A 26,439-nucleotide genomic window follows, 5' to 3' on the forward strand; every position below is an offset into this window, starting at 1 on the left:
CATGAAGCGAATCATCGCCGGGCTGGCGTTGGGCGCGTCGACGCTGGTCACGGTGGCACCAGCGCAGGCCGCGCCCATCAGCCCGGTCGAAGCGCTGGAAAAGCAGTTAGCACCTGGACGCGGAGTGCGAACCTCAGTTACTGACCGTGACTTGAGCAAGCCGAGCGTTATCGCCCGGAGCACAGGAACATGGGAATTCGGGAAAGCCGGTGCCATCGCCTCCGACCTGACCACGCGTTACCAGCGCGGAAAGGGCGTGAAGAAGTCCGTGTGGGACGAGTACGCCCCATGGACTCCTGAACGCGCACTCGTCCGCGGCGGCTACAAGTACGTCCAAGGGGGCCCCTTTGACGCGTACCTGCCCGAAGGCGAGAAGTGGATCCGTTACGGGCCCGGCTTTCGCCCCAGCACCGGCTTCGTCGACATCTTCCATGCCAAGCAGTTCAGGAAGCTTGTGGCGGACGCCAAGTACGTCAAGGGCTCCTACCGGGGCTCCATCACCTTCAAAGAACTGATGAAGCTGAAGGGCGAGAAGGTTCACAGCGACGTGGGCAAGTCCACGATCGACTATCTGCTGGAGACCGACTCCAGGGATCTGGTGCGCAGGATGGTGAGCAGGTGGACTTGGCGCTTCGGCACCACCCGCCCCAACGTGACTCTCACCGAGACACGCTTCACCGACTGGGGTGCCAAGGTGGCGATCAAGACGCCACCCGAGTCGGAGTGGATCGACGGCATGACCCTCGACGAAACCCCGCAGGATCCGGCGAATAACTCGATCGACTTGCTCGGCCAGAACCGATAGATCTTTTCCGTCGTCAGAGTGAAGAGCCGAGCGGCAACGCCTGCCGTTCACTCGATGCCGGTTTCACCCCGAGGTCGCTTTGATGGGGAAATATGACCGTATTTCCACCAGCCCGCTCGGGCCGCGACCTCACCATCCCCTCCTGAAATGAGAAACCACTCAATGAATCGCATGCTCGCCGGCGTGGCCCTGGCTTCGGCCGCCGCGCTCATGGCGGCCACCCCCGCGCAGGCCGCCATCACGCAGGCACCGGCCAAGCCGGTCACCGCCGTGAAGAAGCAGCTCGTTCCCGGCAAGGGAGTGACGTTCACCGAGCGCACCACCCTTGACTCCGGTCGGATGCGCGCGGTCTTCGTCCGGAGCAGCGGCACCTACCAGTTCAGCAGGTCCGGACTCGCCGCGTCGGACATCACGGGCAAGCTCAACATCAAGGCCAGCGATCTCGCCGACCTCGGCGAGGGCTCGATGTTCCAGTCGCTCGCCAAGCCCGAGCGTACGATCAGGATCGGCACCACCTCCTACCTCTCGGGCAGCGTCTGGGCCGAGCTGCTGCCCAGTGGCAAGACCTGGTACAAGGCCCCCGGGGGCCCGCCCGCCGGCTTCACCGGCATCTTCGGCCAGCCGCTGAACATCGTCGAGCCGGCCACGCTCAAGACCCTGTTCAAGAACGCCAAGCCGGCCACCGGCGGCTACACGGGCAAGATCTCCGTCCGTGACCTGCGCAAGGTCTCCGCGTACTACCGCGCCTCGTCGCCGGCCAAGCCCTCCGCCAAGACGCTGAAGTCCCAGATCACCTGGAGGCTCAGCGTGAACGCCAAGGGGCTGCCGACGCGCCTGGTGACCATCGTGCCCGGCAACGCCCTGGCCGCGAGCGACGGCGCCGGCGAGAAGATGATCGTCGACACCCGCTACAACGGCTGGGGTGGCAAGGTCTCCATCAAGGCCCCTGCCGCCGACGAGGTCACGACCAAGCTGGACGGCGGCACCGGCGACGAGCAGGAGAGCGCGGAGAACCTCGACCTGTTCAACCTGCTGAAGTAGAACCGGCTTCAGCCTGCTGAAGGAGAACCGGCCTTCTCCAGCCGCCGCGGTGACCTGACCCACGGGTCACCGCGGCGGTGACCCGGCCGGACAACCGGTACCGCTCAGCCCGGCCCCCTTGCCTTCGTGAAGCGGCAAGGGGACCGGTCGCTGGGTCAGCCCTTCAGGCGGGAGTCCCGCAGGCGGGCCCATTCCAGCGAGTGCCCGATCCCTTCCTCGACCGAGTAACGCGCTCGCCAGCCCAGCAGTCGCTCGGCGCGGTCGCTGCGGGTGTAGGCCCCGGCCACGTCGCCAGGACGCGCCCCGGTCTCCACCACGTCGATCGGCTGGTCCACGACCCGGTTGAACGCGTCGGCCAGCTCCCGCACGGTGGTGCCCGAGCCGGTGCCGAGGTTGATCACGGAGGTCTCCGGGAGCAGCGAGTCGAACCGCTCCAGCGCCGCCACGTGCGCCGCGGCCAGGTCCCAGACGTGGACGTAGTCGCGGATGCCCGACCCGTCACGCGTCGCGTAGTCCGTGCCGGTGATCTGGAACGGCACCCCCTCCTCGTACGCCTCGATCATCTTGCCGAGCGCGTGGCTGGGCCGTCTGAGCTGCAACCCGGTGCGCATCTGGGGGTCCGCGCCGATCGGGTTGAAGTAGCGCAGCGACAGCACGTCGATCGGCTGGGTCGCGGCGATGTCGGCGAACATGGCCTCGCACACCACCTTGGTCCGGGCGTACGGGCTCTGCGGGTCGAGCGGTGACTCCTCGTCCACGGTGTGGTCCTCGCCCGCCCGGTAGATGGCCGCGGACGAGCTGAAGATCATCCGCGTGCACCCGTTGCGCAGCAGATGACCGGTGAACTCCAGGCTCTTGGTCACGTTCGCCCGGTAGTAGCGGACCGGGTCGGCCACCGAGTCGGGCACCACGATCAACGCCGCACAATGCACAACGGCCGCTATATCCGGATTTTCGGCAAATATCTGATCGATCAGCGCCCCGTCCCCGATGTCCCCCTCATAGAACGCCCGCCCTTCGGCGAACTCACGCCGTCCGGTCACCAGGCTGTCGAGGATCACCGGAGTGATCCCCGCATCCAGGCACGCCGATGCGATCGTGCTGCCGATATAACCCGCCCCGCCCGAGATCAGTACACGCACCCGAGCACCTTATCCACCCCACACCAAGGAGATCTCGTACGTCGCGGAACCCGCCTCACCCCACCCCCACCACGCCGGACATTTCATGAATTGGACCGTTACACCATCGTGATGCCGTCCAGGTACACGAAACTCCTGGCTCACCTGTCCCATCTGTGGCAGAACGCGTCACATGAGCACTTAGCCCAGGAGTACGACCCGTGAACCGCTTCCCCCGGCTACTGACCATGGCCGCACTGATCACCGTGACGGCCTGTACGGCGGAAAGCACCCCCGTAACGCTGCACCAAGTGGACCAGCACCTGGCCGCGCAGGCCCTGCAGGCGCAGGCCGTACAGTCGCAGGCCCTGGAATCGCCGGACGGCCGGACCGCCGGAGCGCCCGTCAAGGCCGCGTCGGCGAGAGCCCGGACCGCCTCGAAGAAGCCCAAGCTGGGCATCACCGACATCACCCCCATGGGGGAGAAGAGCGAGAAGGTGGGCGTCGGCTTTCCGATCATCGTGACCTTCGACCGCGACGTGCGCCAGAGGGCGGCCGCCGAGGCGGTGCTGCGTGTCGAGGCCGACAAGCCCGTCGAGGGCGCCTGGCGGTGGGTGTCGGCCCGCAAGGTCGTCTACCGCACCAAGACCTACTGGAAGCCGAACCAGAAGGTGCTGTTCAAGGCCCTGCTCAACGAGATCCCCGGCAACGAGGCCGCCAAGAACGTCAGTCGCCGCTTCGCGGTCGGCCCGGCCAACATCTCGCTCGTCGACACCCGTAAGCACGTGATGAAGGTCTACCGGAACGGCAAGCTGGCGAAGAAGATCGCGATCAGCGCCGGTCGCGGCGGTTTCGTGCGCAACGGCGTCGACGTCTATCTGACGACCAGCGGCGTCCATCTGACGATGGGCAAGAAGGCCGTGGAGACCATGACCTCGTCCTGGATGGGCGTCACCGACCCCAAGGACCCGCGCTACTACAAGGAGCAGATCCCGTGGGCGGTCCGCATCTCCGACAGCGGTGAGTACGTCCACCAGAGTTTCGGCGACTACCAGTATCTCGGCCGCTCCAACCAGAGCCACGGCTGCGTCCGGGCCACCCCGGCCGGCGCCAGGTGGTTCTACGGCATCGCCCAGCGCGGTGACGTGGTCAAGATCGTAGGCACCAAGCGCAAGCTCGACTGGCGCAACGGCTGGAGCTACTGGCAGCTCAACTGGACCCAGTGGAAGCAGGGCAGCGCCCTGCGCACCCCCCAGACCTGACGCCACGCGGCGCACTCCCTTCGGAGTGCGCCGCCCTCAAGGTCAGAGCTTCTCCACCGGCGCGTACGCCAGCAGCAGGACCTTCTCTCCCCCGGTCCCGAAGTCGATCTTGACCTTGGTCTTCTCCGCCACCCCGTCCACCGACACCACCGTGCCCAGGCCGAACGCGTCGTGCGTGACCCGATCGCCGGGATTGAGCGTGGGAATGGTCCGGCCGCCGCTCTTCTTGGCCGCCACCGCCGGCGCGGGCTCGCGGCGGGTGGCGGCGTTCCAGGCGGACTTGCCCGGGTCGGTTCGCCAGTCGATGAGCGACCCCGGCACCTCGCTGACGAACCTCGATGCGGGGTTGAACGACGGGGAGCCCCAGGAACTGCGCACCGCGGCGCGGGTGAGGTAGAGGCGCTGCTGGGCCCTGGTGATGCCGACGTAGGCCAGGCGGCGCTCCTCCTCCAGCTCCTTCGGCTCGCCCAGCGAGCGGACGTGCGGGAAGACCCCGTCCTCCATGGCCGTCAGGAAGACGACCGGGAACTCCAGGCCCTTGGCGGTGTGCAGGGTCATCAGCGTCACCACGCCCTGGCCGCCGTCGGCGTCGGGGATCTGGTCGGCGTCGGCCACCAGCGACACCTGCTCCAGGAACTCCACCAGCGTGCCCTCGGGATTGGCGTCCTCGAACTCCGAGGCCACCGAGATCAGCTCGTTGAGGTTTTCCAGCCGCGACTCGTCCTGCGGGTCCTCCGACGCCTCCAGCTCGGCGCGGTAGCCGGTGGCGATCAGCACCTCCTCGGCCAGCGCGGACGGCGGCATGCCCTCACCCTTGGCGATCAGCTCCTCGACCAGCGCGACGAACTCCTTGATCGCATTGAGCGAGCGAGTCGCCATGCCGTATGCCTCGTCCGCGCGCCGCAGCGCGTCCCAGAACGGGATCCGCTCGCGGGTCGCGAACGCCTCGACCATCGCCTCGGCCCGGTCGCCGATGCCGCGCTTGGGCACGTTGAGGATGCGCCGCAGCGACACCACGTCCAGCGGGTTGGCCAGCAGCCGCAGGTAGGCCAGCAGGTCCTTGACCTCTTTGCGCTCGTAGAAGCGCACGCCGCCGACCACCTTGTAGGGCAGGCCGGTGCGGATGAAGATCTCCTCGAAGACGCGGGAGGCGGCGTTGGTGCGGTAGAAGATCGCGACGTCGCCCGCCTTGACGTCGTCCTCGTCGCTGAGCCGGTCGACCTCCTGCGCGACGAACATGGCCTCGTCGTGCTCGTTGTCCGCGACGTACCCAATGATCTTGGGTCCGTCGCCCTGGTCGGACCAGAGGTTCTTCGGCTTGCGTGACTCGTTGCGGGAGATGACCGCGTTGGCGGCGGCCAGGATGTTCTGGGTGGAGCGGTAGTTCTGCTCCAGCAGGATGGTGCGCGCGTCGGGGTAGTCGCGCTCGAACTCCAGGATGTTGCGGATCGTCGCGCCACGGAAGGCGTAGATCGACTGGTCCGCGTCGCCGACCACGCACAGCTGCGACTGGTCGGCGCCGGAGCGGACCAGCTCGCCGTCGGAGGTGCGCAGCTCGGGACGGCCCACCAGCTCCCTGATCAGGATGTACTGGGCGTGGTTGGTGTCCTGGTATTCGTCGACGAGGACGTGCCTGAACCGTAGCCGGTAGTGCTCGGCGACGTCGGGGAAGAGCTGGAACAACGTCACCGTGTTCATGATGATGTCGTCGAAGTCCATGGCGCCGGCCTCGGTGAGCTTGAGCTGATAGCTCTTGTAGGCCTGGGCGAGCGTCTTCTCCAGGTGGGAGCCCGCCCGGTCCATGGCGGTCTCGTAGTCGATCAGCTCGTTCTTGAAGTTGCTCACCTGGGCGGAGAACGACCTGGGCGGATAGCGCTTCGGGTCGAGCTCCATCTCCCGGCAGACCATCGCCATCAGCCGCTGCGAGTCGGCCTGGTCGTAGATGGAGAAGCTGGAGGGGAAGCCGAGCCGCTTGGCCTCGCGCCGCAGGATCCGCATGCAGGCGCTGTGGAACGTCATCACCCACATCGCCTTGGAGCGCGGCCCGACGAGCTTGTCGATGCGGTCCTTCATCTCGCGGGCGGCCTTGTTGGTGAAGGTGATCGCCAGGATCTCGCCCGGGTGCACCTCCCGCTCGGCCAGCAGGTAGGCGATGCGGTGGGTGAGCACCCGCGTCTTGCCCGAGCCCGCCCCCGCCACGATCAGCAGCGGGCTGTCATAGTGGATCACGGCCTCGCGCTGCTGCGCGTTGAGGCCATCGAGCAAGGGGTGGTCAACAGGGACTCGGGTCGGCACCCACCTAGGTTATGACCCCTCACCGACAAACGGTGCCCGGAATGCCGACGCCGGGGCGCTCGTTGTGCCCAACGACCATCAGGGAGGAATGACCATGCTGCCCGAGAGTGAGATCGACAGGGTGCTCGTTGTGTCCGCGCACCCGGACGACGCCGACTTCGGGGCCGCCGGGACCGTCGCGCTCTTCGGTGAGAGAGGCGTCAAGGTGACGTACCTGATGGTCACGGACGGCGACGCGGGCGGCAACGAACGCACGCTCGACAACTCCGGCATGGCCGAGCTCCGCAGAGCGGAGCAGACCGCGGCGGCCAAGTGCGTCGGCGTCACCGACCTGCGCTTCCTCGCCTATCCCGACGGCGCCGTGGTCGCCTCGCTCGAACTGCGCAAGGCGATCACCAGGGTCATCCGGCAGGTACGGCCGGACCTGGTGATCACCCACCACCCCGACCGCAACTACCAGTTCATCGCCCCCAGCCACCCCGACCACCGCGCGGTGGGCGGCAGCACCCTGGACGCCGTCTATCCGGACGCCCGCAACCCCTACGCCTTTCCTGAGCTGCTGCTGGAGGAAGGCCTGGAGGCATGGACCGCCCGCGAGGTCTGGCTGGTCGGCGGCTCGACGCCCAACCACTACGTGGACATCACCGACGTGATCGACCGCAGGCTGGCGGCGCTGCAGTCGCACGTCAGCCAGGTCGCGCACGTCGAGGGGTTCGCCGACTTCATCAAGGGCCGCTCCGCCGCCTGGGCCGAGCGAGCGGGCTTCGCCGAAGGCCGTTACGCCGAGGGCTTCCAGGTCGTCGCCACGGCCTGACCCGGCGGTCGGCCGACAGCGACCGTCAGGGCACGGATCCGGGCGGCACCACCCATAGCGACGGCTGCCCGGTGATCTCGGAGATGCGGTCGAAGTCCCGGTCGTAGTGCAGGACCGTGGCACCGTGCACTTCGGCGCAGGCGGCGATCAGCAGGTCCGCCGGACCGATGCCGCGATGCTGTGCAGCCCGCACCAACTGCTCCTGGACCTCACACGCCCGCTTGTATACGTGGTCCCCCATGGAAAACTGGATCACCTGCTGCTGCGCGCGGCGAATGCGCTGGAAATGAGCGGGATCACGAGCGCTGTAGCAGACCTCGAGATCGATGATGGGGCACGTGGCGACGACTTGAGCCGCGTACAGCGGATGGAGGGCCTTGGCCACCACCTCGCTGGTGCGGATGCGCGCCAGCGCGCTCTTGTCGAGGAGATAGATCACTCCTGTAGCGGCCACGCATGCTTCATGACCTCCGGATCCAGGAGATCCGGACTCCCCTCCGTCCGCCAGAACTCGAACGCCTCGATCGCGCTCTCCCTTTCCTTGTCGCGGTCGAGCACCGAACGCAGGGCTGTGTGCACCGTCTCCTTCATGTTGCCCGTGCCCAGTCTGTCCTGGACTGCCTGCAGGAGCTCCTTGTCGATGTCGATAACGGTCCGCATGGGACATCACCTCCGTACCTCCAGCGTATATCACGGCTCGTGATCTTGATATACGCACTCTTCGTAATCTTCTCATCACGAAGAGGCGCAACGGAGACGCTAGGGCATCCAAAACCTTGTAAAGACCGGTGACTCCGGTCGGGTGGGAACGGTCTTCCTCTCAGGCGGACATTTCTTATGCCACAGAGGAATTCGAGCAGGTCAAGCCCGACAATCGAGACTTGCTCACTTTCGAGGAAGCGCCGCGGTGAGGGCCGTGGCCGTCACCATCGCTGGCGGGCCTCCTCGGCCCACCCGGTCAGGCCGTCGAGGTCGATCCAGGCGCCGTCGTCGGCCTGCGCCCGGCCGCTGAAATGGCCGAAGCACTGGTGCGTCTCGGAGCCCACGACGCCCAGCTCGGTACGGGCGACCCTCTCGTGGAACGGCGTGAACTCCGCCTCCACCCGGTCCCCCGTGATCCGCCACGGCCGCAACCAGTCGTCGCGGTCGTAGTGCCACGCCAGTTCCTCACCGATCTTGTGCAGCCGCCCGTCGACGAAGAGCGCGTTCTCGGTCATACCGGTGCCCTCGGTCCACTTCCCGCCGAGCTGGATCGCCCTCCCGGGCGCGCTGCCCGCCGCCCAGTTCCACACCATCCGGTACGGCCACCGCCCCCGGCCGTGGTCGAGCACCGCGAACGAGTCCTCCTCGCGCACCAGGTGCTCCGCCGAGTCCAGCACCAGCCGCCCGCGCACCGGCCGCCCGACATCCTTGACCGTGTACTGGAACAGGCGCGGCCCCCACGGCACCACCACGCCCAGCGACTCGTGCCCGTCCGGCAAGGGCATCTCCAGGTCCACCTCGACGCCCGGCGCCACGGCCCGCAGGGTGGTGCCGCCGGGGCTCTGCCGGATGTCGATGGCCAGGCTGCCGCCACGCGCGCGGGCCGTGCCCTCGCCGCTGCGGTCCGGCATGACGGTGCCGCGCGCCAGCGGCACCACGGCGTCCTTCGACACCTCCGCCCCGGTGGCACGGTCGAGCACGTAGATGCCGTGCACGCCCGCGTAGTCGATCGAGGACGCCACGATGCCGATCACGTGCGCGGGGGTGACGACGCCCCAGTATTCCCACCGCTTGGTCCGCCCCCAGCCTCGCAGGTTGGCCCGATGCAACGGCCGCCGCGTCCAGCCGACCGCCTCCGGATCGAGCCGCCCATCGGGCAGGCACAGATCGACGGGCGCGGTGATCTCAGTCTCGCCAGTTCGGGAGATCACTCGCCACGACCCCCATCACTCCGCGCCACCAAAAACCCGGCAGCACACTCGATACGTGCCCCATTCACCACAAAGCCGACGGCAGCCTACTGGCCACAACCCTCACAACGACACCCTGCCGGACACGACCCTCGATAGTCTTCGCACCCCGAAAGCCCGACGGCAGCTCACTCGGGTCGAGGCTTGTCTGTTTTGGTCACTGCGAGGCGGGCGAACAGGTAGCCCAGGGAGTTGGTGGCCAGGTGCAGCATCGAGGGGGCCAGGAGGCCTCGGTGGCGGCGGAGTTCGCAGAAGAGAACGCCTGCCGCCGCCGTGGACACCACGCTGCCCGCCACCACCCGTGCCGTGTCCAGGTGCCCTGGTGACTCGCCCGCCGTGAGCGCCCCGAGTGCCGGGTTGGCGCGGGCCATGTCGATGGCGGGCAGGATGTGCCACAGCCCGAACAGCGCCGACGAGACGGCCGTGGCGGCGGCGGTGCCGTGGGTCCGGCGCACCATGCCGTACAGCGCCCCACGGAAACCGACCTCCTCCAGCAGGACCGTGCCGAACGGGACCTGGATCAGGGCCTCCTCCAGCACCCGCGCCCGCGTCAGCGACAGCGCCCGCTCGTCCTGGAAGAAGGGCCGGGTACGGGGCACGTTGATGCCCACGGTGTAGACCGCCGCCACCCCCGCGGCCAACACCCCGCCGGTCACCGCCCCCTTACGCCCGTGCTCGAACCCCAACTCCTTCCACGACAGCCCCGACCGCCGAGCCATCGCCACCAGGGCCGCGGTCGCGGCGGCGGATGTGAGCGGTCCGAGCCTCGGCGCGACCTTGTTGTTGAGCACGTTGGCCGCGACGAGCACGGCGATCGACCGGAGCAGCATGCTTGCACGCTACGTCGCCCCCACCCCGACCGGCGCCCCAGACCTCAACCCGATGCCACCACGAGCGCCCGGACCTATGTAGGGGCAGGGCTAGGAGGCCGCGGAGTTGCGCCAGCCGGCGGGGAAGCGGGTGCGGCGGCGCTCCTCCGGAGTCAGGCCGCCCCAGATGCCGTCCGTCTCGCCGGCCTTTAAGGCATAGGACCGGCATTCGGTCAGGACTTGGCAGGTGGCACAGACGGCCTTGGCCTGGGCTTCCTGGACGGGCGAGGCCGCGAGCGGGAAGAAAAGCTCGGGGTCGCTGGACTTGCAGGCGCCCCTCCGCAGCCAGCCGATCTCCTCCAAAGGCATACGCCAACGCTATGGCGTCCACATGATCAGTCGCATCATCCTGTGGATTGACACGCATTTACATCCCCAGCGGGGAGACGAGCGGCGTCCGTACGTCATCGTCGGCAGTCGTCCATACACCGTCCGTGCACCGTTATGGCGGCGTACGGACGGAAGCAGGACGTTGTCGGACACGTCTGCGGACGGACGCCAGCGGGCGCGGGTGGATGGTGGGGGCGGGTCAGCAGGCGGAGACGCCGCGGGTGTAGCCCGTTGCGAATGACTGCTGGCGCTGTTCGGCGGTTCCGTGGGCGGCGGGGTTCAGCCAGTCGTCGGTGGGGTCGCCCGCGGCGGCCAGGTTGAGGAGGAGTTCGTCCTCGTCCCCCGGCTCGGCGGTCAGGGCGCCGGAGTCGATCAGGGCTTTGAGGGTGCCGCCCGCGTAGCAGTCGGCCTGGAGCTCGATCTGGACGTTGAGCCGGAAGCCGGTCTGGAGCTGGGACTGTACGGCGTGGCCGAACTCGTGCGGAATGATCAGGTAGACCGAGCCGTCGCCCATCTCGCTCCACAGCCCCTCCATCCAGGCCCGGTCGTAGGCGATGAAGTGGCCGGCGGGGCAGTAGAAGGCGTTGTTGGGCACGGCGGGCTCTCCGCCGCAACTCGGGCCGGACTCTCCCGAGTAGGGGACAAATCGGGAAACAGGCTGATAAGTCCGCCCCAGCGCGGCGAACTGTTGCTTCCAGAACTCCTCCGTCAAAGCTCTGGCACCCCGTACGTCATCCTCGAACGAGTCGGCGCCGCCCGCGTCCCTGGACGGCGCCTGTACGAGTCCGCACCCGCCGAGCAGCATCGCGAGCACCGCCACGAGCAGCACCACGCGTGGCAAGGGCGGTCCGAGGCGAGGAGGAGGAGACGTCGGGTTGTGCAGGGGCACCGGGGGTCGTGTCACGCCTTCAGACTGCCCACGTGTGCACAGGCTCATTCGTGTGCATGCGTTCGATGTACTCCAGCGTCATCGCGCGCAGCGCCTCGTGCCGGTCGCCGCCGAGCGCGCGCACCTTGTCCACCTGCCAGGTCGCCCCGGTGCGGCCCGTCAGGCAGCGGCCCTCGATGACGCCGAGCAGCCTGTCGGCGACGGCCCCGTCCACTCCCCAGCGGGCCAGCCCTTCGTGCGCCATGGGCAGCAGGCGGCGCAGAATCAGCTCGGCGGCGGGGACCTCCCCCATGCCGGGCCAGTACAGGCGGGCGTCCAGGCCGTGGCGGGCCGCGCTGGTGAGGTTCTCCTCGGCGGCGGCGAACGACATCCGGCTCCAGATCGGCCGCTCGGCATGCGGCAGGACGCTCATCAGGCCGTAGTAGAAGGCGGCGTTGGCGACGACGTCCAGCACCGTCGGGCCCGCGGGGAGCACCCGGTTCTCCACCCGCAGGTGCGGTCTGCCGTCCACCACCGCGTACACCGGGCGGTTCCAGCGGTAGATGGTGCCGTTGTGGAGGGTCAGCTCGGGGAGCTCCGGGGTGCGTCCCCGGTCCAGCTCGGCCCGTGGGTCCTCCTCCTCGCACAGGGGCAGCAGCGCCGGGAAGTAGCGGACGTTCTCCTCGAACAGGTCGAAGACGCTGGTGATCCAGCGCTCGCCGAACCACACGCGCGGGCGCACGCCCTGCGTCTTCAGCTCGTGCGGGCGGGTGTCGGTGGCCTGCTCGAACAGCGGGATCCTGGTCTCCCGGTGCAGCTCCCTGCCGAAGAGGTACGGCGCGTTCGCCGAGACGGCCACCTGGGGGCCGGCGATGGCCTGGGCCGCGTTCCAGTGCGCGGCGAACGCCGGCGGGCTGACCTGGAGGTGAAGCTGGAGGCTGGTGCAGGCGGCCTCGGGGGCGAGGCTGTCGGCATGCGCCTCCAGGCGCTCGACGCCCTCGATCGCCAGGTGCAGATCCTCTCCCCTGGCGGCGAAGATCTGCTCGTTGAGCAGACGGTAGCGGGGGTTGGCCGAGAGCGTGCCCTCGCCGATGTCTTGCTCGCGCAGGGTGGGGAGGATGCCGATCATGACCAGGTGGCAGCCCAGGGACCTGGCCCGTTCCTCGGCGTGGTTGAGCCGGGCGCGAACGTCGTTCTCCAGGTGGAACGCGCCGTGGTCACTGAGATCCTTGGGCTCGACGTTGATCTCGATGTTGAACTGGCCGAGTTCGGTGGCCCAGTCCGGGCGCGCGATCGCGGCCAGCACCTCGGCGTTGCGCATGCACGCCTCGCCGTCCGAGTCCACGATGTTGAGCTCGATCTCCAGCCCGGCCAGCGACCGGTCATCCTCGAAGCGGGACTCCCGCAGCATCTGGGCGAAGACGTCCAGGCATCGTCGTACTTTTTCCCGATATTTCCGGCGATCGTCCCGACTGAACGCGACAGCTGGCACATCTCTGCCCATACCAGGAAATGTCGCACGCCACGTCCCCCAAGACCAGCCCAAAACCCGCCCGGAACCCGATCCTTGCCCGCTCCTGACCGGCCGCATAGCCGCCCCACCATCCCGGACCCGGCCCGCCCTCACAAGACCCGGCCCGCCTCCACAAGACCCGACCCGCCTTCACAAGAGCCGACCCGCCTCCACAAGACCCGGCCCGCCTCCACAAGACCCGACCCGCCTTCACAAGAGCCGACCCGCCTTCACAAGAGTCGGCCCAAGAAGCCTCAGCTCAAGAAGCCCCGGCCAAGGGCCCCGGCTCACACCAGCCGGCGCGCCGTGGCCCAGCGGGACAGCTCGTGCCGGTTGGACAGCTGCAGCTTGCGCAGCACCGAGGAGACATGCGTCTCGACCGTCTTGACGGAGATGAACAGCTCCTTGGCGATCTCCTTGTACGCATAACCGCGCGCGATCAGCCTGAGCACCTCGCGCTCGCGCTGCGTCAGCGAGTCGAGCTCGGGGTCGATGGAGGGCGCCTCGGACGAGGCGAACGCGTCGAGCACGAACCCCGCCAGCCGCGGCGAGAACACCGCGTCGCCGTCGGCCACCCGGCGGATGGCGTCGGTGAGCTCCTTGCCGCTGATGTTCTTGGTGACGTAGCCGCGGGCGCCGCCCCGGATGACGCCGATGACGTCCTCGGCCGCGTCGGAGACCGACAGGGCGAGGAACCGCACCTGGGAGCCCGCGCCGAGCACCCTGCGCAGCACCTCCTGGCCGCCGCCGCCCGGCATGTGCACGTCGAGCAGCACCACCTCGGGCTGCAGCTCGGCGATCGCCTTGACGGCGGTGTCGACGTCCTCGGCCTCGCCCACCACCTGGATCGAGTCGCCCAGCTCGGCCCGTACGCCGGACCGGAACAGCCGATGGTCGTCGACGATCAGCACCCGCGTCATTGCTTGTCCACCTTCATGGTCAACATCACTTCTGTGCCCTCACCCGGTTCGGTGCGCAGTCTGGCGGTGCCTCCGTGGCGTTCCATCCTGCCGATGATGGACTCCCGGATGCCCATCCTGTCGAGCGGCACCGCATCGAGGTCGAACCCCTTGCCCCGATCCTTCACGAAAATCGTGATGGTTTCACCCTCCACTTCCGCGTACACGGAGATGGACGGACTCTCAGAGTATTTGGCGGCGTTGACCATCGCCTGCCTGGCCGCCTTGAGAGCGGCCGCGAGCCGGCCGTGGGCGTCGAGGTCGATGTCGCCCACGCAGACCACCTCGATCGGCACGCTGTGCGCGTCCTCCTCCTCCGCGGCGATCCTGCGTACGGCCGCCGCGAGGGTGGCGTCGGCGTCCTGGGCGGGCTGGTAGAGCCAGTTGCGCAGGTCGCGCTCCTGCGCGCGGGCCAGGCGGGTGACCTCCCGCTGGTCGTGCGCGACCCGCTGGATCAGCGTGAGCGTGTGCAGCACCGAGTCGTGCACCATCGCGGCGACCTCGGCCCGCTCCTCCTGCCTGATGCGCTCGCGCCGTTCGAGCTGCAGTTCCTTCCACAGGCCGGCGAGCCACGGCGCGGCGACGACCGCGAGCCCGCCGACCACCACCGCCGTGAGCAGTAAGCCCTGGCCGGCCTCCTGGAGCCGGCCCTCCATCACCAGGAAGCCCACCCCGCCCGCGACCACGAGCAGCACGCCGAGCAGGGTGCGCACCCGGTTGCCCCGGATGCTCTTGGTGGCGCCGCTCACCCAGTTCTTGCGGCGCTCGGGGTCGGCCTGCTGCCACAGGATCAGCCCGCCGATGCCGCCCACCGCGAACGGCAGCATGCCGAGCCCTCCCTGGGAGGCGCCGGTCAGGAAGCCGAACGCGAACAGGGCCACCCCGATCGCGGTGAACGCCGACAGCTGGCTCCAGTCACGAGCGGGCGACCGCCCTTCGTACGGCTCCCGTGGCGTGATCATCCAGAGCACCGCGTAAGCGACGACGCCTACCCCGTCGACCACGCTGAGCAGCACGAACACCAGCCTGATCACCACGGGGTCGAGCTTGAGCTGCGTGGCGAGCCCCTGGGCGACACCGCCGACGAGGCGGCCCTGCATGGGGCGCATCATGCGGCGGAAAGGCCTGTCGGCCCGGGGCTCGGCGAGAGTCTTCTGGTCAGCCATAACATTCACATCGTCACATGTCGTGCGGTCGCGGGCATCAGGGAACGACCCCCAGGGTCGGGTCAGGGGTCTCCCGGATGCGGACCACCCGCCGCTGGGTCCACGATGGTGACATGACGCAAGCGCCACCCAGGGAACCGGTCGCTCCCCCCAGCACGCTGCGGCGCAGCAGCGAGGGGCGCTTCCTCATGGGAGTCTGCGCCGGGCTGGGCCGGCACACCGGCATGGACCCGGTGGTGTTCCGCGTCGGCTTCACCGTGCTCCTGCTCGGCTCGGGCATCGGGCTGTTCCTGTACATCGCCGCGTTCCTGCTGATGAAGGAGCCGAACGGCAGGCCCGGCCTGGTCGAGCAGTGGACCCGGCGGGACTTCGACGCCGACACCGTGATGGCGTTGCTGACCGCGGTGCTCGCGGTCGGACTCGGCCTCAACGTGTCCACGGTCTGGCTCGGCACCGGCACGCTGGTGGTCGGCCTGGTGCTGGCCATCTCGTTGCTGGCCGCGCACGCCCATGGCGTGGATCTGCTCGGGCTGGCCCGGTCCATACCCGAGCGCCTCAACCGCCGGCCCCGGCACGGTGACCTGGACGATTACGGCGTGCCGGTCACGATGGCGCCGCCCCCCGCCGCGCGGCCGTTCCCCGACCCCGCCGCACGACCGTTCCCCGACCCCGCCACGACGGCCCACGCGCACGCCGCCCCAGAAGCGGCCCCGGGAGCCCCGATGGCCCCGGGAGCCCCGATGGCTCCGGAGGCCAGGACGGCGCGGTTCGCCACGGCCTCCCCGCAGACCCCGCCGGACGAGGCCGCGCCCGATCGGACGCCCGCCGGCGAGGACGAGATCTCCGCCTACGGGACACTGGCCGCCGACGAGGCCGAGCAGGCGGGAAACCCCCCTTACGAGCCCCGCGCCGACGAGCCGCGCCACCGCCCCGGCCCGTACGACGAGCCGCGCCGCCCCGACCCGTACGACCAGCCGCGCCACCGTCCCGACGCGTACGACGAGCCGCGCCACCGTCCCGACCCGTACGAGCAGCCGTACCAGCGTCCGGTGCCCAGGACCGCGACGCACGCCTCCTACGGCGAGCCGTTCGCGCCGCGCGGCCCGTACCAGCCGCTGGACCCTAGGCGGCGGGCCGGCTACTCGCCGTACGACCCCGCGCTGTACGGGCGGCCGGTCAGGCCGCCGCGTGAGAAGCGCCCCAAGTCCTTCATCGGCGCGATCACCATCCTGCTGGCCCTCATCGTTGGAGGAATCGTCGTGGCGGTCCAGGCCGCATCACCCTCGGGAGTGCATCCCACGATCGTCGCCGGCGCGATGCTCGTCACCATCGGCGGCGGTCTGCTCATCGCGGCCTGGTGGGGCCGGGGCGCCGGGCTGGTCGCGGCGGGCACCGTGGTCGCGATGCTGATCGGGGTGGGCCTGATGTTCGGCGGGCTGCCGTCGAAGGTCGGCGCGTCGGTCTGGCATCCGACCAGGGCGGCGGAGGCCGCCAGGCTGTACGACGCGGGCGTGGGCGACGGCAGGCTGGACCTGTCGGAGCTCCGGCTGGAGCCGGGTTCGAAGGTGACGTTCAACGCCTCGATCTCGGTGGGCACACTGACGGTGATCGTGCCGCCGGCGGCCAGGGTGGAGGTGCACGCCAGCAACAAGCTCGGGGACATCCAGGTGGACCAGTCGCTGCGGGGTGGCGTGGACGTCCGGTTCGACAAGGTGCTCACCCCGGAGGTGACGCCGAAGGGCGACGTCGCCACGATCGTGCTGAACCTCAAGGGCGGCGTGGGCGACCTGGAGGTGCGGCGTGGCGCGTGATCTCGACCGGCCGCGCCGGTCGCACCGGACCGACTGGATGGCGCTGCTGAGCGGCATTCTCTTCATCGTGCTCGGCATCCTGGTGCTGACGGATTCGATCACAGATCCGCTGGTGATGCTGCCGGTCACGGTGGTCGGACTGGGTTTCGCGGGCCTGGTGGCGATCCTTACGAAGGTGATTCGTAGCAAGTAGCCCTTGACCGGGACAAACTCGGGCGTACGTTGGCGTTGTCCGCCTTTCCCCCTGCTCCTGAGGGAGGACGTATGCCCCGTGTCACCGTCACCGTCGACGGGATCACCTACCAAGAAGAGGTCGAGCCGCGGCTCCTCCTCGTCCATCTCCTACGAGAACGGCTGGGCAAGACCGGCACTCCTGTCGGCTGTGACACCAGCAACTGCGGCGCCTGCACCGTGATGCTCGACGGCAAGAGCGTCAAGAGCTGCTCGGTCCTGGCCGTACAGGCCGACGGCAGCGACGTCGTCACCATCGAGGGCCTGGGCGCCAACGGCTCCATGCATCCGATGCAGCGGGCCTTCCACGAAGAACACGCGCTGCAGTGCGGCTACTGCACGCCCGGCATGGTCATGGCCGCGATCGACCTGCTCAGGGACACGCCTGAGCCGTCCGAGGAGGCCATCAGGCAGGGCCTGGAGGGCAATCTCTGCAGGTGCACCGGATACTGCAACATCGTTCGCGCGGTGCGCCGGGGCGCGCAGGAGATGGGGCAGGCGGTGAAGAGCTCATGACCGAGGTCGGCCGGCCCAGGAAGCGCAAGGAGGACGCCCGGTTATTGACCGGCCGTACTCAGTGGACCGACAACCTGCGGCAACCGGGGATGCTGCATGTGGCGTTCCTGCGCAGCCCGATGGCGCACGCGCGGATCACCCGGGTGGACGTGTCGGGGGCGCGCGGCCTGCCGGGGGTGGTCGCCGCGTTCGGCGGTCAGGATCTCGCCGGGGAGCAGGGCAGCCTGCCGTGCGCCTGGCCGGTGACGGAGGACGTGATCATCCCGGACCACCCGCCGATGGCGGTGTCGGAGGTCCGGTACGTGGGCGAGGCGGTGGCCTGCGTGGTCGCCACGGACCGCTACCTGGCCGCCGACGCGCTGGAGGCGATCGAGGTCGACTACGAGCCGCTGCCCGCGGTGATCGACCTGGCCGAGGCGCTGGCCGAGGGCAGCCCGAAGGTGCACGAGGAGGGCAACAAGGCGTACTCGATGAAGATCACCACCGGTGACATCGACGCCGCCTTCCAAGACGCCCCCGTCGTCATCGACCGGACGTACGTGCAGCAGCGCCTGATAGGCGCGGCGATGGAGCCCAGGGCGGTGGTGGCCACCACCGACGGCGACTCCTTCACGCTGTGGTCGTCCACGCAGATCCCGCATGTGCTGCGGGTGATGCTGGCGCTGACCACCGGCATCCCCGAGCACAAGCTCCGGGTGATCGCGCCGGACGTCGGCGGCGGGTTCGGCACCAAGCTGCAGGTCACCGCCGAGGAGGTGCTCTGCCTGCTGCTCACCCGCAGGCTCGGCAAACCGATCAAGTGGAACGAGTCCCGCTCCGAGGGCAACCTCACCGTGCACCAGGGCCGCGGCCAGATCCAGCACATCCGGCTCGCGGCCGAGGCCGACGGGCGCATCCGCGGCCTGCAGGTGGACCTGCTGGCCGACATGGGCGCCTACCTGGTCCTGCTCACGCCGGGGATTCCGCTGCTCGGCGCGACGATGTTCAACGCGATCTACAAGATGGACGCGTACGAGTTCGGCTGCACCGGGGTGTTCACCACGAAGATGCCGACCGACGCCTACCGGGGCGCGGGCCGGCCGGAGGCCACCTTCGGCATCGAGCGGATCATGGACGAGCTGGCGGCCGAGCTGAACGTCGACCCGCTGGAGGTGCGGCGGCGTAACTGGATCAAGCACGAGGAGTTCCCCTACACCACCATCTCCGGCCTGACCTACGACTCGGGCAACTACGAGGCGGCGACCGAGAAGGCGCTGTCGCTGTTCGGCTACGACAAGCTGCGGGCCGAACAGTCCGACCGGCGGGACCGGGGCGATCCGGTCCAGCTCGGGATCGGTGTCAGCACCTTCACCGAGATGTGCGGGCTGGCCCCCTCCAAGCTGCTGGGCGCGGCCCGGTTCGCGGCGGGCGGCTGGGAGCACGGCTCGGTGCGGATGCTGCCCACCGGCAAGGTCGAGGTCATCACCGGCACCTCGCCGCACGGCCAGGGACATGTGACGGCGTGGAGCCAGATCGTGGCCGACGCGCTCGGCGTGCCGTTCGAGGACGTCGCGGTGGTGCACGGCGACACCGCGATCTCGCACAAGGGCCTGGACACCTACGGCTCGCGCTCGCTGGTCGTCGGCGGCGTCGCGGTGCTGCAGGCGTGCGAGAAGGTCAGGGAGAAGGCCCGCAGGCTGGCCGCGCACGCGCTGGAGTGCTCGCCCGAGGACCTGGACTTCGCCGAAGGCGCGTTCACGGTGCGGGGCACCGACTCCCGGCGGACGATCCAGGAGCTGGCGTTCGCCGCGTTCACCGCGCACGACCTGCCCGACGGGGTGGAGCCCTCGCTGGACTCGGACGCCACGTTCGATCCGGACAACTACTCCTTCCCGCACGGCACCCACCTGTGCGCCGCCGAGGTGGACACCGAGACGGGCCTGGTCAAAATCCGCTCGTACGTGGCGGTCGACGACATCGGCAAGGTGGTCAACCCGATGATCGTCGAGGGCCAGGTGCACGGCGGCATCGCCCAGGGCATCGCGCAGGCGTTGTTCGAGGAGGCCGTGTACGACGCCGAGGGCAACCTGCTGACCAGCACGCTCGCCGACTACCTGGTGCCGTCGGCGGCGGACCTGCCCGATTTCACCACCGACAGGACCGAGACCCCTGCCACGAGCAACCCCCTGGGCGCCAAGGGCGTCGGCGAGGCGGGCACCATCGCCTCCACGCCGGCCGTCGTCAACGCCATCGTGGACGCCCTGCGGCCGTACGGCGTGCAGGACATCACGATGCCGTGCACGCCCGAGCGGATCTGGCGGGCAGTGGAAGGAGCGCGGCCATGATCCCGGCCCAGTTCGGCTACACCCGTCCCGGCTCGCTCGCCGAGGCGTGCCAGGAGCTCGCCGCCGACGAGGAGGCCAAGGTGCTGGCGGGCGGCCAGTCGCTGCTGCCGCTGCTGCGGATGCGGCTCGCCTACCCGACCAAGCTGGTCGACGTGGGGCGCCTGCCGGAGCTGGCGGGCGTGCACGACCGCGGTGACCACGTCTTCATCGGCGCGATGGCCACGCACGACGAGGTGCTGCGGTCCGGCGTGGTCAACGCCGACTGCCCGCTCGTCGCGCTCGCCACCGCCACGGTGGCCGATCCCGCGGTACGGCATCGCGGCACGTTCGGCGGCTCCCTGGCGCACGCCGATCCGGCGGGTGATGTGCCCGCGGTGGTGCTGGCGCTGGACGGCGTCCTCGTCGCCAGGTCGGCCGACGGCGAGCGGGACATCCCGGCGGCGGAGTTCTTCGTCGACTACCTGGAGTCGTCGCTGCGGCAGGGCGAGATCCTGGTCGGGGTGAAGATCCCGAAGCTCGGGGCCGGCTGGGGCTTCCACTACGAGAAGTTCCAGCGTACGGCGCAGGCCTGGGCGATCGTGGGCGTGGCCGCGGCGGTCAGGCGCTCCAACGGCGCGATCCAGGAGAGCCGGATCGCGCTGACGAACATGGCTCCGACCCCGGTGCGGGCGCACGCGACCGAGACCGCGCTGGCGGGCATGGACCTGGGCGGCGAGGTACGGCAGGCGTGCGCGGAGGCGGCGGCGGACACCTCTCCGCCGGGCGACCTGCACGCTCAGCCTGACTATCGCCGGCACCTGGCCCGGGTGCTGACGCATCGGGCCGTGCGGAAGGCCGCCGGGTCGGTCTGATCCGGTTCACGTGGGGGCGCACCTCTTTCGGGGCGCCCCCACGACACGTACGCTCGCAACCAGCGGGAAGGAGCGGATCGATGGCGATGCGGTTCGAGCACGAGTTCACTGTCCCGGTTCCGATCGAGCAGGCGTGGGCGGTGCTGCTCGACGTCGAGCGGGTCGCGCCGTGCCTGCCCGGGGCGGCGCTGGACGTCTTCGAGGGTGAAGAGTTCACCGGCAGGATGAAGGTCAAGGTCGGTCCGATCACCGTCACCTATCGGGGTTCGGCCACGTTCGAGGATGTCGACAAGGACGCGCACACGCTGACCCTGCGGGCGTCGGGCAAGGAGGCGCGGGGTTCGGGCACGGCGGCGGCCACGGTCAAGGCGCGGCTCACCCCGGGTGACGGCTCGACGGCGGTGGCCGTGGAGACCACGTTCAACGTGACGGGCCGGCCCGCGCAGTTCGGGCGCGGGGTGATGGCCGAGGTCGGGTCGAAGCTGATCGACCGCTTCGCCGTCAACCTCGCCGAGTTACTCGCCGAGCCCGTCCCCGAGCCGCCCAAGGACGAGGCACCCAAGGACGAGACGCTCAAAGACGAGACGCTCAAGGACGAGGCGCTCAAGGACGAGCCGGACCGTCATCTGGCCGCGGTGCCCGCGCCGGAAGTCCGCCCGTCAGGCACGACCCGCACCTCGCTGACGCCCGACGAGGAGGCGCTCAACCTGCTGGAGATCGCCGGCCGGCCGCTGCTCAAGCGGGTGGCTCCGGCGCTCGGCGGGCTCGCGGCGCTGCTGCTCCTCGGCTGGTTGATCCGCCGGCTCACCCGCTGATTTTCGGCAAAAAGCCCATCAAGTGCGGACACACACGCTGAACTGAGGGAATGCCACCCCCATGACACTCGGGGGGATGGCATGCCGATCTGCACCGTCGTCGTGATCACCTACAACGACGCGCCCCGTCTGCCCAGGGCCGTACGTTCGGTCCTGCGCCAGTCGCTGCGCGACCTGGAGGTGATCGTCGTCGACGACGCGAGCACCGACGAGACGCCCCGCGTCGCCGCCGAGCTCATGGAGAGCGACCCCCGCGTGCGCTACCTGCGCAGGCCGGCCAACAGCGGCGGCTGCGGCGCGCCCAGGAACGACGGCCTGGACGCGGCCGCCGCCCCCTACCTCATGTATCTCGACAGCGACGACGAGCTGCCCCGGCACGCCTGCAAGAGCCTGCTCACCGAGATCGAGCGGACCGGCGTCGACTTCGTGTCCGGCCAGATCTCCCGGCTGTACGAGTCCAGCGGGCGGCTCAAGCCGTACTATCCGACGCTGTTCGCCAGGCGGCGGGTGGTGGCGGGCATCGGCGAGGAGCCCGAGCTGTTCCTGGACTCCTTCACCACCAACAAGCTCTACGACGTGCGGTTCCTCAGGGACGGCGGGCTGCGCTTCCCTGAGGACATCCACTACGAGGATCACCCCTTCGCCACCGAGCTGTACGCGCGGGCCCGCCGGTTCGCGGTCGTGCCCTGGGTCGTCTACCACTGGCGGCGGGCGCCCGGCGGCACCTCCATCTCGCTCAGCATCAAGGAGATGGAGAACGTGCGCCACCGGGTCATCGCGGCCCGGCGCAGCGACGACATCCTGCGCGCCCACGGCCTGGCCCATCTGCTTCCCGCGCGGCAGTTCCGGTTCCTGCACCAGGACCTGCGCGTCTATCTGAACCCGCTGCCCACCAGGGACCGGGTCTGGGTGAAGGAGTTCGCCGCGATCGTCAGGCCGTACCTGGAGGGGATCTCCTCCGAGGTGTTCGACCGGATCGACCCGATGGCCCGGGTCTGCGGCCATCTCATCCTCGCCGACCGGGTCGACGACCTGCGCGTCGCGGCGGGCTCGCTGACCGGGTCGAGAGCCGCGCCGCGCGCCGCGGTCCGGATCCACGACCGCACCTACTGGGGCACCACGGTCTCCCCCGGCATGGACATCACCGATCTGGGCCTGGCCGAGCTGCCGTTCTCGGCCGCGCGGCTGCGGCACGAGGTGGCGGAGCTCGCCCGGGACGGCGACCAGGTGCGGATGACCGTGCACACCTACGACCCGTTCGGCGCGCTGCCCGTGGACTGGCAGGCGTTCCTGCGGGTCGGCGGGAAGCGGATCCCGATCCAGCCGCAGGCGTCGGGCGAGGGCGGCTACGTCAGCGAGGTCACCTTCACACCGGCGGGGAAGTGCGACCCGCGCATCGCCTTCACCCGCCTGTCCGACGGCCACACCACCACCGACCGGCTACTGGTCGACCCGGCCATGGAGCCCGTCGAGCTGCCGGGCGGCACGGTGCGGGCCGAGGGGTACGCGGCCTACCTGTGCGTCCGGGCGAAGACGGCCAGGTCCTCCTTCATCCGCAAGCTCAGGCGAAGGGTGCTGAAGCGGATCGGCACGCCGGCGATGAAGCTGCGCGTCTACAAGGCGCTGATCAAGGTGCTGCCGCCGCGCAGGAACCTGGCCCTGTTCGAATCCGACGTCGGCAAGGGCTGCACCGGCAGCCCGCGCGCCCTCTACGAGGAGCTGCGCCGCCGTGAGCTGCCCATCGAGGTGGTCTGGTCGGTGGCGAGACGTCGAGACGACTTCCCCGCGGACGCCCGCCTGGTCCGCCGGGGAAGCTGGGCCTACGTCTGGACCATGGCCCGCGCGGGCTACTGGGTGGACAGTCACGGCTTCCCGCTCGACTACCCCAAGCCGCGCCGTACCCGCTATCTGCAGACCTGGCACGGGCAGGGCATCAAGTCCATCGGCTTCGACGCCCCCGACCTGCGCGCCGACTTCGACAAGCCGCGCGAGCGGTGGCGGGCCGCAGTGGCCCGCTGGGACGCGCTGGTGGCGCCGAGCGCGGAGTTCGCGCGCTGCTTCCTGCCGTCCAACGGCTACACCGGCAAGGTCTACCGGTGCGGCACGCCGCGCTGCGACGCGCTGCTGCGCGGCGAGGTCACCGACGACGTCCGACGCCGGCTGGAGATCCCGCAGGACCGCAAGATCCTGCTGTACGCGCCCACCTACCGCGACCGGGCCAAGGGCAGCGGCCGGTCGGTCCGGGCGGACCTGGCGCTGATGGCCAGGGAGCTGGCGGGCGAGTGGGTGGTGGTCCTGCGCACCCATCCGGTCGAACGGTTCAAGCCGCCGGAGCACCTGCGGCACTTCGTCCGCCCGGCCGGGTCCTATCCCGAGATCAACGACCTGATGCTGACCTCCGACGCGCTGCTGACGGACTACTCCTCGGTGATGTGCGACTACGCGCTGACCGGCAAGCCCATGCTGTTCCTCATCGACGACTGGGACGACTACCGGCTGTCGGAGCGCGGCGTCTACCACGACCTGCCGTCGATCGCCCCCGGCCCGTGCGTGACCACCACCAGGGATCTGATCGGCAAGCTGCGCGACCTGCCCGCCGTGCACGACTCCTACGCCGACCGGTACGCCGCCTTCCGCGAGCTGTGGTGCGCCGACGAGCGCGGCGACGCGGCGCACCGGATCGTGACGGACTTCTTCACCGGGAGCGAGCGGTGAACGTCGTCTTCACCTGCCTGGACGCCGACACCCTCGGCGGCATCCAGCAGGTGACGCACACGCTGGCCCAAGGGCTGGCCGGGCGCGGGCACGAGGTGCACGTCATCGGCCTGCACCGGTCCGCCGCGCCGTTCCACTACGTCGACGAGCCCCGCTACCGGCGGCACCTGATCAGCCGGAGCCCGGTGCGCCCGCAGGGCCGGCCGGCCCGCCGCCGGCTGAAGGAGCTGCTCGGCCCGATGCGGCCGGGGTACGCGGTGCTGACCTCACCCTCGGTGGTGACCCGCCTGACGGGCCTGCTGCCCGACGCCCTGCGGCCGATCGGCCACTACCACGGCTCGTACGAACACGCCCGCGGCTGCTGGCACCTCGACTCGATCAGAAAGCACTACCCCGGCCTCGACCAGGCCGTGTTCCTCAGCGACGACGACGCACGGCTGTTCGCCGAGCACGCCCTGCTGCCCAACGCCTGGGCGCTGCCCAACCCGCTGGCCGCCTGGCCGGACCGGACCTCACCCCTGACGACGCCCCGCGTGCTCGGCGTGGGCCGGCTGGAAGGCGTCAAGCGGTTCGACCGGCTGATCAGCGCCTTCGCCCGATCCGGCGCGCCCCGGCCGTGGCAGCTGCACCTCATCGGCGACGGCGGCGAGCTGGACCGGCTGCGCGCGCACGCCGCCCGCGAGGGCATCGTGGACCGGGTCGTCTTCCGCGGCCGGGTGCCCGCCGCGCTGATGCCCGAGGAGTATCTGGACGCCTCGATCCTGGCGGTGACCAGCGAGCACGAAGGGCTGCCCGTCGTGCTGCTGGAGGCGGCCGCGCACGGGGTGCCGGCGGTGGCGTTCGACGTGTCGGGCGGCGTCAGGTCGGCGGGCCCGGTGCTGGTCCCGCCAGGAGACGTGGACGCGTTCGGCGCCGAACTGGCCCGGCTCACCGGGTCGGCGCGGGAGCGGCGGCGGGTGGGCGCCGCCGCTCGGGCCGGAGCCGCGGCGTTCCGGCTCGACCCCGTCCTCGATCGCTGGGAGTCGCTGTTCCAGCACATCGAGCGCTGAGCGTTCCAGTACGTCGAGCGCAGAGCGTTCCGTCACATCGAGCGCTGAGCGTTCCAGTACGTCGAGCGCTGAGTCACCCGGCTCGCTCGACCAGCTCCGGCGACTCGTGGCGCTGCTGCGGCACCCCGGCGAGCGCCCGCTGGCCGGTGGTGAGCATGGCCGCCACCGGGCTCGGCTCGCGCAGCCGGTTGAACCGGTCGCGCATGGCCTTGCGCATCCGGCTGGCCCGGCGCTTGTTCATCGTCTTCTGGCAGAGCGCGAGGTGCTCCTTGGTCGCCGGCGCCGCCCCGGTGAGCTCGTAGCCGTGGGCCTCCAGCCGCTCGCCCAGGACGTGCTCGCAGAGCGCGATCTCCCAGGCGTCCAGGCGCTTGGCCCAGCTGCCGACCCGGCTGCGGGTGACCTCGCCGTGCGTGTTGCTGTGCCAGACCTTGTGGACGGGCACCGCGATGCTGGCCGCCTCGCGCGGCGAGACCATGGACGGCGCGAAGTCCTCGCCGAGGAACGCGCAGAGCTTCTTCAACTCGGTCGAGGGATCGTCGGTGAGGTGCTCGTAGCGCAGCTCGAAGTAGCTGTCCTGGGGCAGCGTCCGCCGCAGCCGGTCACCCGCGTCGATGGCCTCGGCCCAGGTGGAGACGGCGTGGAAGGAGTCGTGCGTGTACCACGGCATCTCCTTCAGCGAGGCCACGCAGTCGCGGCCGTCCCTGATCAGGTGGATGAACTGGGCGTCGGGGAAGAGCCTGAGCAGCAGGTCGGTGTGCTTGACGTAGCTGGGCCGCTTGTCGCCCCAGCGCGGCTTGCCGAACCGCTCGGCGTACATCCGGAACGCGGTGCCGATCACCGAGCCGAGCGAGCCGGGGCCGTCCACGGCCTGCTGGACGAACTCGTGCTTGTCGATCTTGAGCTCGCGGAACTTGGTGCTGCGGTCGGTCGCGATCCACTCGGCCAGCGAGCGCCGGCACGAGACGTCCCGCAGGTCGCCGAACGAGCGGCGCCGATAGTAGGCGGGCATCAGGAACCGCGTCTCCGGCGGCACCGCGAGCCGCGGGTGCGAGTGGAGCATGAGCTGCAGCATCGTGGTGCCGGAGCGCGGGCAGCCAATGACGAATACTGGCCGATCGGACATGTCGAACCC

24 protein-coding genes are annotated in these 26,439 nt (G+C 69.7%); 12 read left to right on the forward strand and 12 right to left on the reverse strand.

Features of this window, described 5'->3' with window-relative positions:
- Position 1 precedes the first annotated feature (1 nt).
- Together IEY87_RS24580 and IEY87_RS24585 are read left to right on the forward strand one after the other, a co-directional pair.
- Positions 2–805, forward strand: coding sequence for a hypothetical protein (locus IEY87_RS24580; RefSeq protein WP_189141134.1), 804 nt, complete (start codon positions 2–4; stop codon positions 803–805).
- A gap of 162 nt (positions 806–967) precedes the next feature.
- Positions 968–1,846: a hypothetical protein gene (locus tag IEY87_RS24585; RefSeq protein WP_189141135.1), complete on the forward strand. Its 879-nt coding sequence runs from the start codon at positions 968–970 to the stop codon at positions 1,844–1,846.
- A gap of 155 nt (positions 1,847–2,001) precedes the next feature.
- On the opposite strand, the gene galE is transcribed toward IEY87_RS24585, so the two are convergent.
- Positions 2,002–2,988 (reverse strand): UDP-glucose 4-epimerase GalE, encoded by a 987-nt coding sequence (gene galE, locus IEY87_RS24590; RefSeq protein WP_189141136.1) that lies wholly within the window; start codon positions 2,986–2,988, stop codon positions 2,002–2,004.
- 200 nt (positions 2,989–3,188) lie between these two features.
- On the opposite strand from galE, the gene IEY87_RS24595 reads away from it, so the two are divergent.
- On the forward strand, positions 3,189–4,229 hold the full coding sequence (locus tag IEY87_RS24595; protein WP_189141137.1) for a L,D-transpeptidase: 1,041 nt from the start codon (positions 3,189–3,191) through the stop codon (positions 4,227–4,229).
- Between the two features lie 42 nt (positions 4,230–4,271).
- On the opposite strand, the gene pcrA is transcribed toward IEY87_RS24595, so the two are convergent.
- Positions 4,272–6,494 (reverse strand): DNA helicase PcrA, encoded by a 2,223-nt coding sequence (pcrA, locus tag IEY87_RS24600; protein WP_189141435.1) that lies wholly within the window; start codon positions 6,492–6,494, stop codon positions 4,272–4,274.
- 124 nt (positions 6,495–6,618) lie between these two features.
- On the opposite strand from pcrA, the gene IEY87_RS24605 reads away from it, so the two are divergent.
- Entirely contained in the window at positions 6,619–7,338 is a 720-nt protein-coding gene (locus tag IEY87_RS24605; RefSeq protein WP_189141138.1) for a PIG-L deacetylase family protein, read from the forward strand.
- Between the two features lie 25 nt (positions 7,339–7,363).
- Here IEY87_RS24605 and IEY87_RS24610 read toward each other — a convergent pair whose 3' ends face one another.
- The 9 genes from IEY87_RS24610 to IEY87_RS24650 all read right to left on the reverse strand — a co-directional run bounded on the left by IEY87_RS24610 (position 7,364) and on the right by IEY87_RS24650 (position 14,995).
- Complete coding sequence (locus tag IEY87_RS24610) at positions 7,364–7,777, reverse strand: PIN domain nuclease (protein ID WP_225277645.1); 414 nt, start codon at positions 7,775–7,777, stop codon at positions 7,364–7,366.
- A complete protein-coding gene (locus IEY87_RS24615; RefSeq protein WP_189141140.1) occupies positions 7,774–7,998 on the reverse strand; it encodes a type II toxin-antitoxin system VapB family antitoxin in 225 nt (74 codons plus the stop codon). Before IEY87_RS24615 ends, IEY87_RS24610 begins: the two co-directional genes overlap by 4 nt.
- 263 nt (positions 7,999–8,261) lie before the next feature.
- Positions 8,262–9,251 carry a DUF2804 domain-containing protein gene (locus tag IEY87_RS24620; RefSeq protein WP_225277646.1) on the reverse strand — a complete coding sequence of 330 codons (990 nt, stop codon included), beginning with the start codon at positions 9,249–9,251 and terminating at the stop codon, positions 8,262–8,264.
- 167 nt (positions 9,252–9,418) lie between these two features.
- A complete protein-coding gene (locus tag IEY87_RS24625) occupies positions 9,419–10,120 on the reverse strand; it encodes a CPBP family intramembrane glutamic endopeptidase (protein ID WP_189141141.1) in 702 nt (233 codons plus the stop codon).
- 90 nt (positions 10,121–10,210) lie between these two features.
- On the reverse strand, positions 10,211–10,468 hold the full coding sequence (locus tag IEY87_RS24630; RefSeq protein ID WP_189141142.1) for a WhiB family transcriptional regulator: 258 nt from the start codon (positions 10,466–10,468) through the stop codon (positions 10,211–10,213).
- Positions 10,469–10,688: 220 nt separating this feature from the next.
- Entirely contained in the window at positions 10,689–11,321 is a 633-nt protein-coding gene (locus tag IEY87_RS24635) for a neutral zinc metallopeptidase (RefSeq protein ID WP_225277680.1), read from the reverse strand.
- 76 nt (positions 11,322–11,397) lie between these two features.
- The gene (locus IEY87_RS24640; RefSeq protein ID WP_229699381.1) at positions 11,398–12,849 is read right to left on the reverse strand and encodes a glutamate-cysteine ligase family protein; all 1,452 of its coding nucleotides are present in this window, start codon (positions 12,847–12,849) and stop codon (positions 11,398–11,400) included.
- A 308-nt stretch (positions 12,850–13,157) separates the two neighbouring features.
- The gene (locus tag IEY87_RS24645; protein WP_189141145.1) at positions 13,158–13,790 is read right to left on the reverse strand and encodes a response regulator; all 633 of its coding nucleotides are present in this window, start codon (positions 13,788–13,790) and stop codon (positions 13,158–13,160) included.
- Positions 13,787–14,995 carry an ATP-binding protein gene (locus tag IEY87_RS24650; protein ID WP_189141146.1) on the reverse strand — a complete coding sequence of 403 codons (1,209 nt, stop codon included), beginning with the start codon at positions 14,993–14,995 and terminating at the stop codon, positions 13,787–13,789. Before IEY87_RS24650 ends, IEY87_RS24645 begins: the two co-directional genes overlap by 4 nt.
- Positions 14,996–15,108: 113 nt before the next feature.
- Between IEY87_RS24650 and IEY87_RS24655 the strand changes: the two genes are divergently transcribed.
- The 8 genes from IEY87_RS24655 to IEY87_RS24690 all read left to right on the forward strand — a co-directional run bounded on the left by IEY87_RS24655 (position 15,109) and on the right by IEY87_RS24690 (position 25,307).
- On the forward strand, positions 15,109–16,806 hold the full coding sequence (locus IEY87_RS24655; protein WP_189141147.1) for a PspC domain-containing protein: 1,698 nt from the start codon (positions 15,109–15,111) through the stop codon (positions 16,804–16,806).
- Positions 16,796–16,999 carry a hypothetical protein gene (locus IEY87_RS24660; protein ID WP_189141148.1) on the forward strand — a complete coding sequence of 68 codons (204 nt, stop codon included), beginning with the start codon at positions 16,796–16,798 and terminating at the stop codon, positions 16,997–16,999. The genes IEY87_RS24655 and IEY87_RS24660 overlap by 11 nt, the downstream gene beginning before the upstream one ends.
- A 71-nt stretch (positions 17,000–17,070) precedes the next feature.
- Positions 17,071–17,553, forward strand: coding sequence for a (2Fe-2S)-binding protein (locus IEY87_RS24665; RefSeq protein WP_189141149.1), 483 nt, complete (start codon positions 17,071–17,073; stop codon positions 17,551–17,553).
- Entirely contained in the window at positions 17,550–19,877 is a 2,328-nt protein-coding gene (locus IEY87_RS24670; protein WP_189141150.1) for a xanthine dehydrogenase family protein molybdopterin-binding subunit, read from the forward strand. The genes IEY87_RS24665 and IEY87_RS24670 overlap by 4 nt, the downstream gene beginning before the upstream one ends.
- Positions 19,874–20,728: an FAD binding domain-containing protein gene (locus tag IEY87_RS24675; protein WP_189141151.1), complete on the forward strand. Its 855-nt coding sequence runs from the start codon at positions 19,874–19,876 to the stop codon at positions 20,726–20,728. The genes IEY87_RS24670 and IEY87_RS24675 overlap by 4 nt, the downstream gene beginning before the upstream one ends.
- An 80-nt stretch (positions 20,729–20,808) precedes the next feature.
- A complete protein-coding gene (locus IEY87_RS24680) occupies positions 20,809–21,543 on the forward strand; it encodes an SRPBCC family protein (RefSeq protein ID WP_189141152.1) in 735 nt (244 codons plus the stop codon).
- Positions 21,544–21,624: 81 nt separating this feature from the next.
- Complete coding sequence (locus tag IEY87_RS24685) at positions 21,625–24,258, forward strand: bifunctional glycosyltransferase/CDP-glycerol:glycerophosphate glycerophosphotransferase (protein WP_189141153.1); 2,634 nt, start codon at positions 21,625–21,627, stop codon at positions 24,256–24,258.
- Entirely contained in the window at positions 24,255–25,307 is a 1,053-nt protein-coding gene (locus tag IEY87_RS24690; RefSeq protein ID WP_189141154.1) for a glycosyltransferase, read from the forward strand. Before IEY87_RS24685 ends, IEY87_RS24690 begins: the two co-directional genes overlap by 4 nt.
- Before the next feature lie 73 nt (positions 25,308–25,380).
- Here IEY87_RS24690 and IEY87_RS24695 read toward each other — a convergent pair whose 3' ends face one another.
- A complete protein-coding gene (locus IEY87_RS24695; protein WP_189141155.1) occupies positions 25,381–26,430 on the reverse strand; it encodes a sulfotransferase family protein in 1,050 nt (349 codons plus the stop codon).
- Positions 26,431–26,439: the final 9 nt, after the last annotated feature.

It is taken from the genome of Nonomuraea glycinis (assembly GCF_014646515.1).
Classification (GTDB): domain Bacteria; phylum Actinomycetota; class Actinomycetes; order Streptosporangiales; family Streptosporangiaceae; genus Nonomuraea; species Nonomuraea glycinis.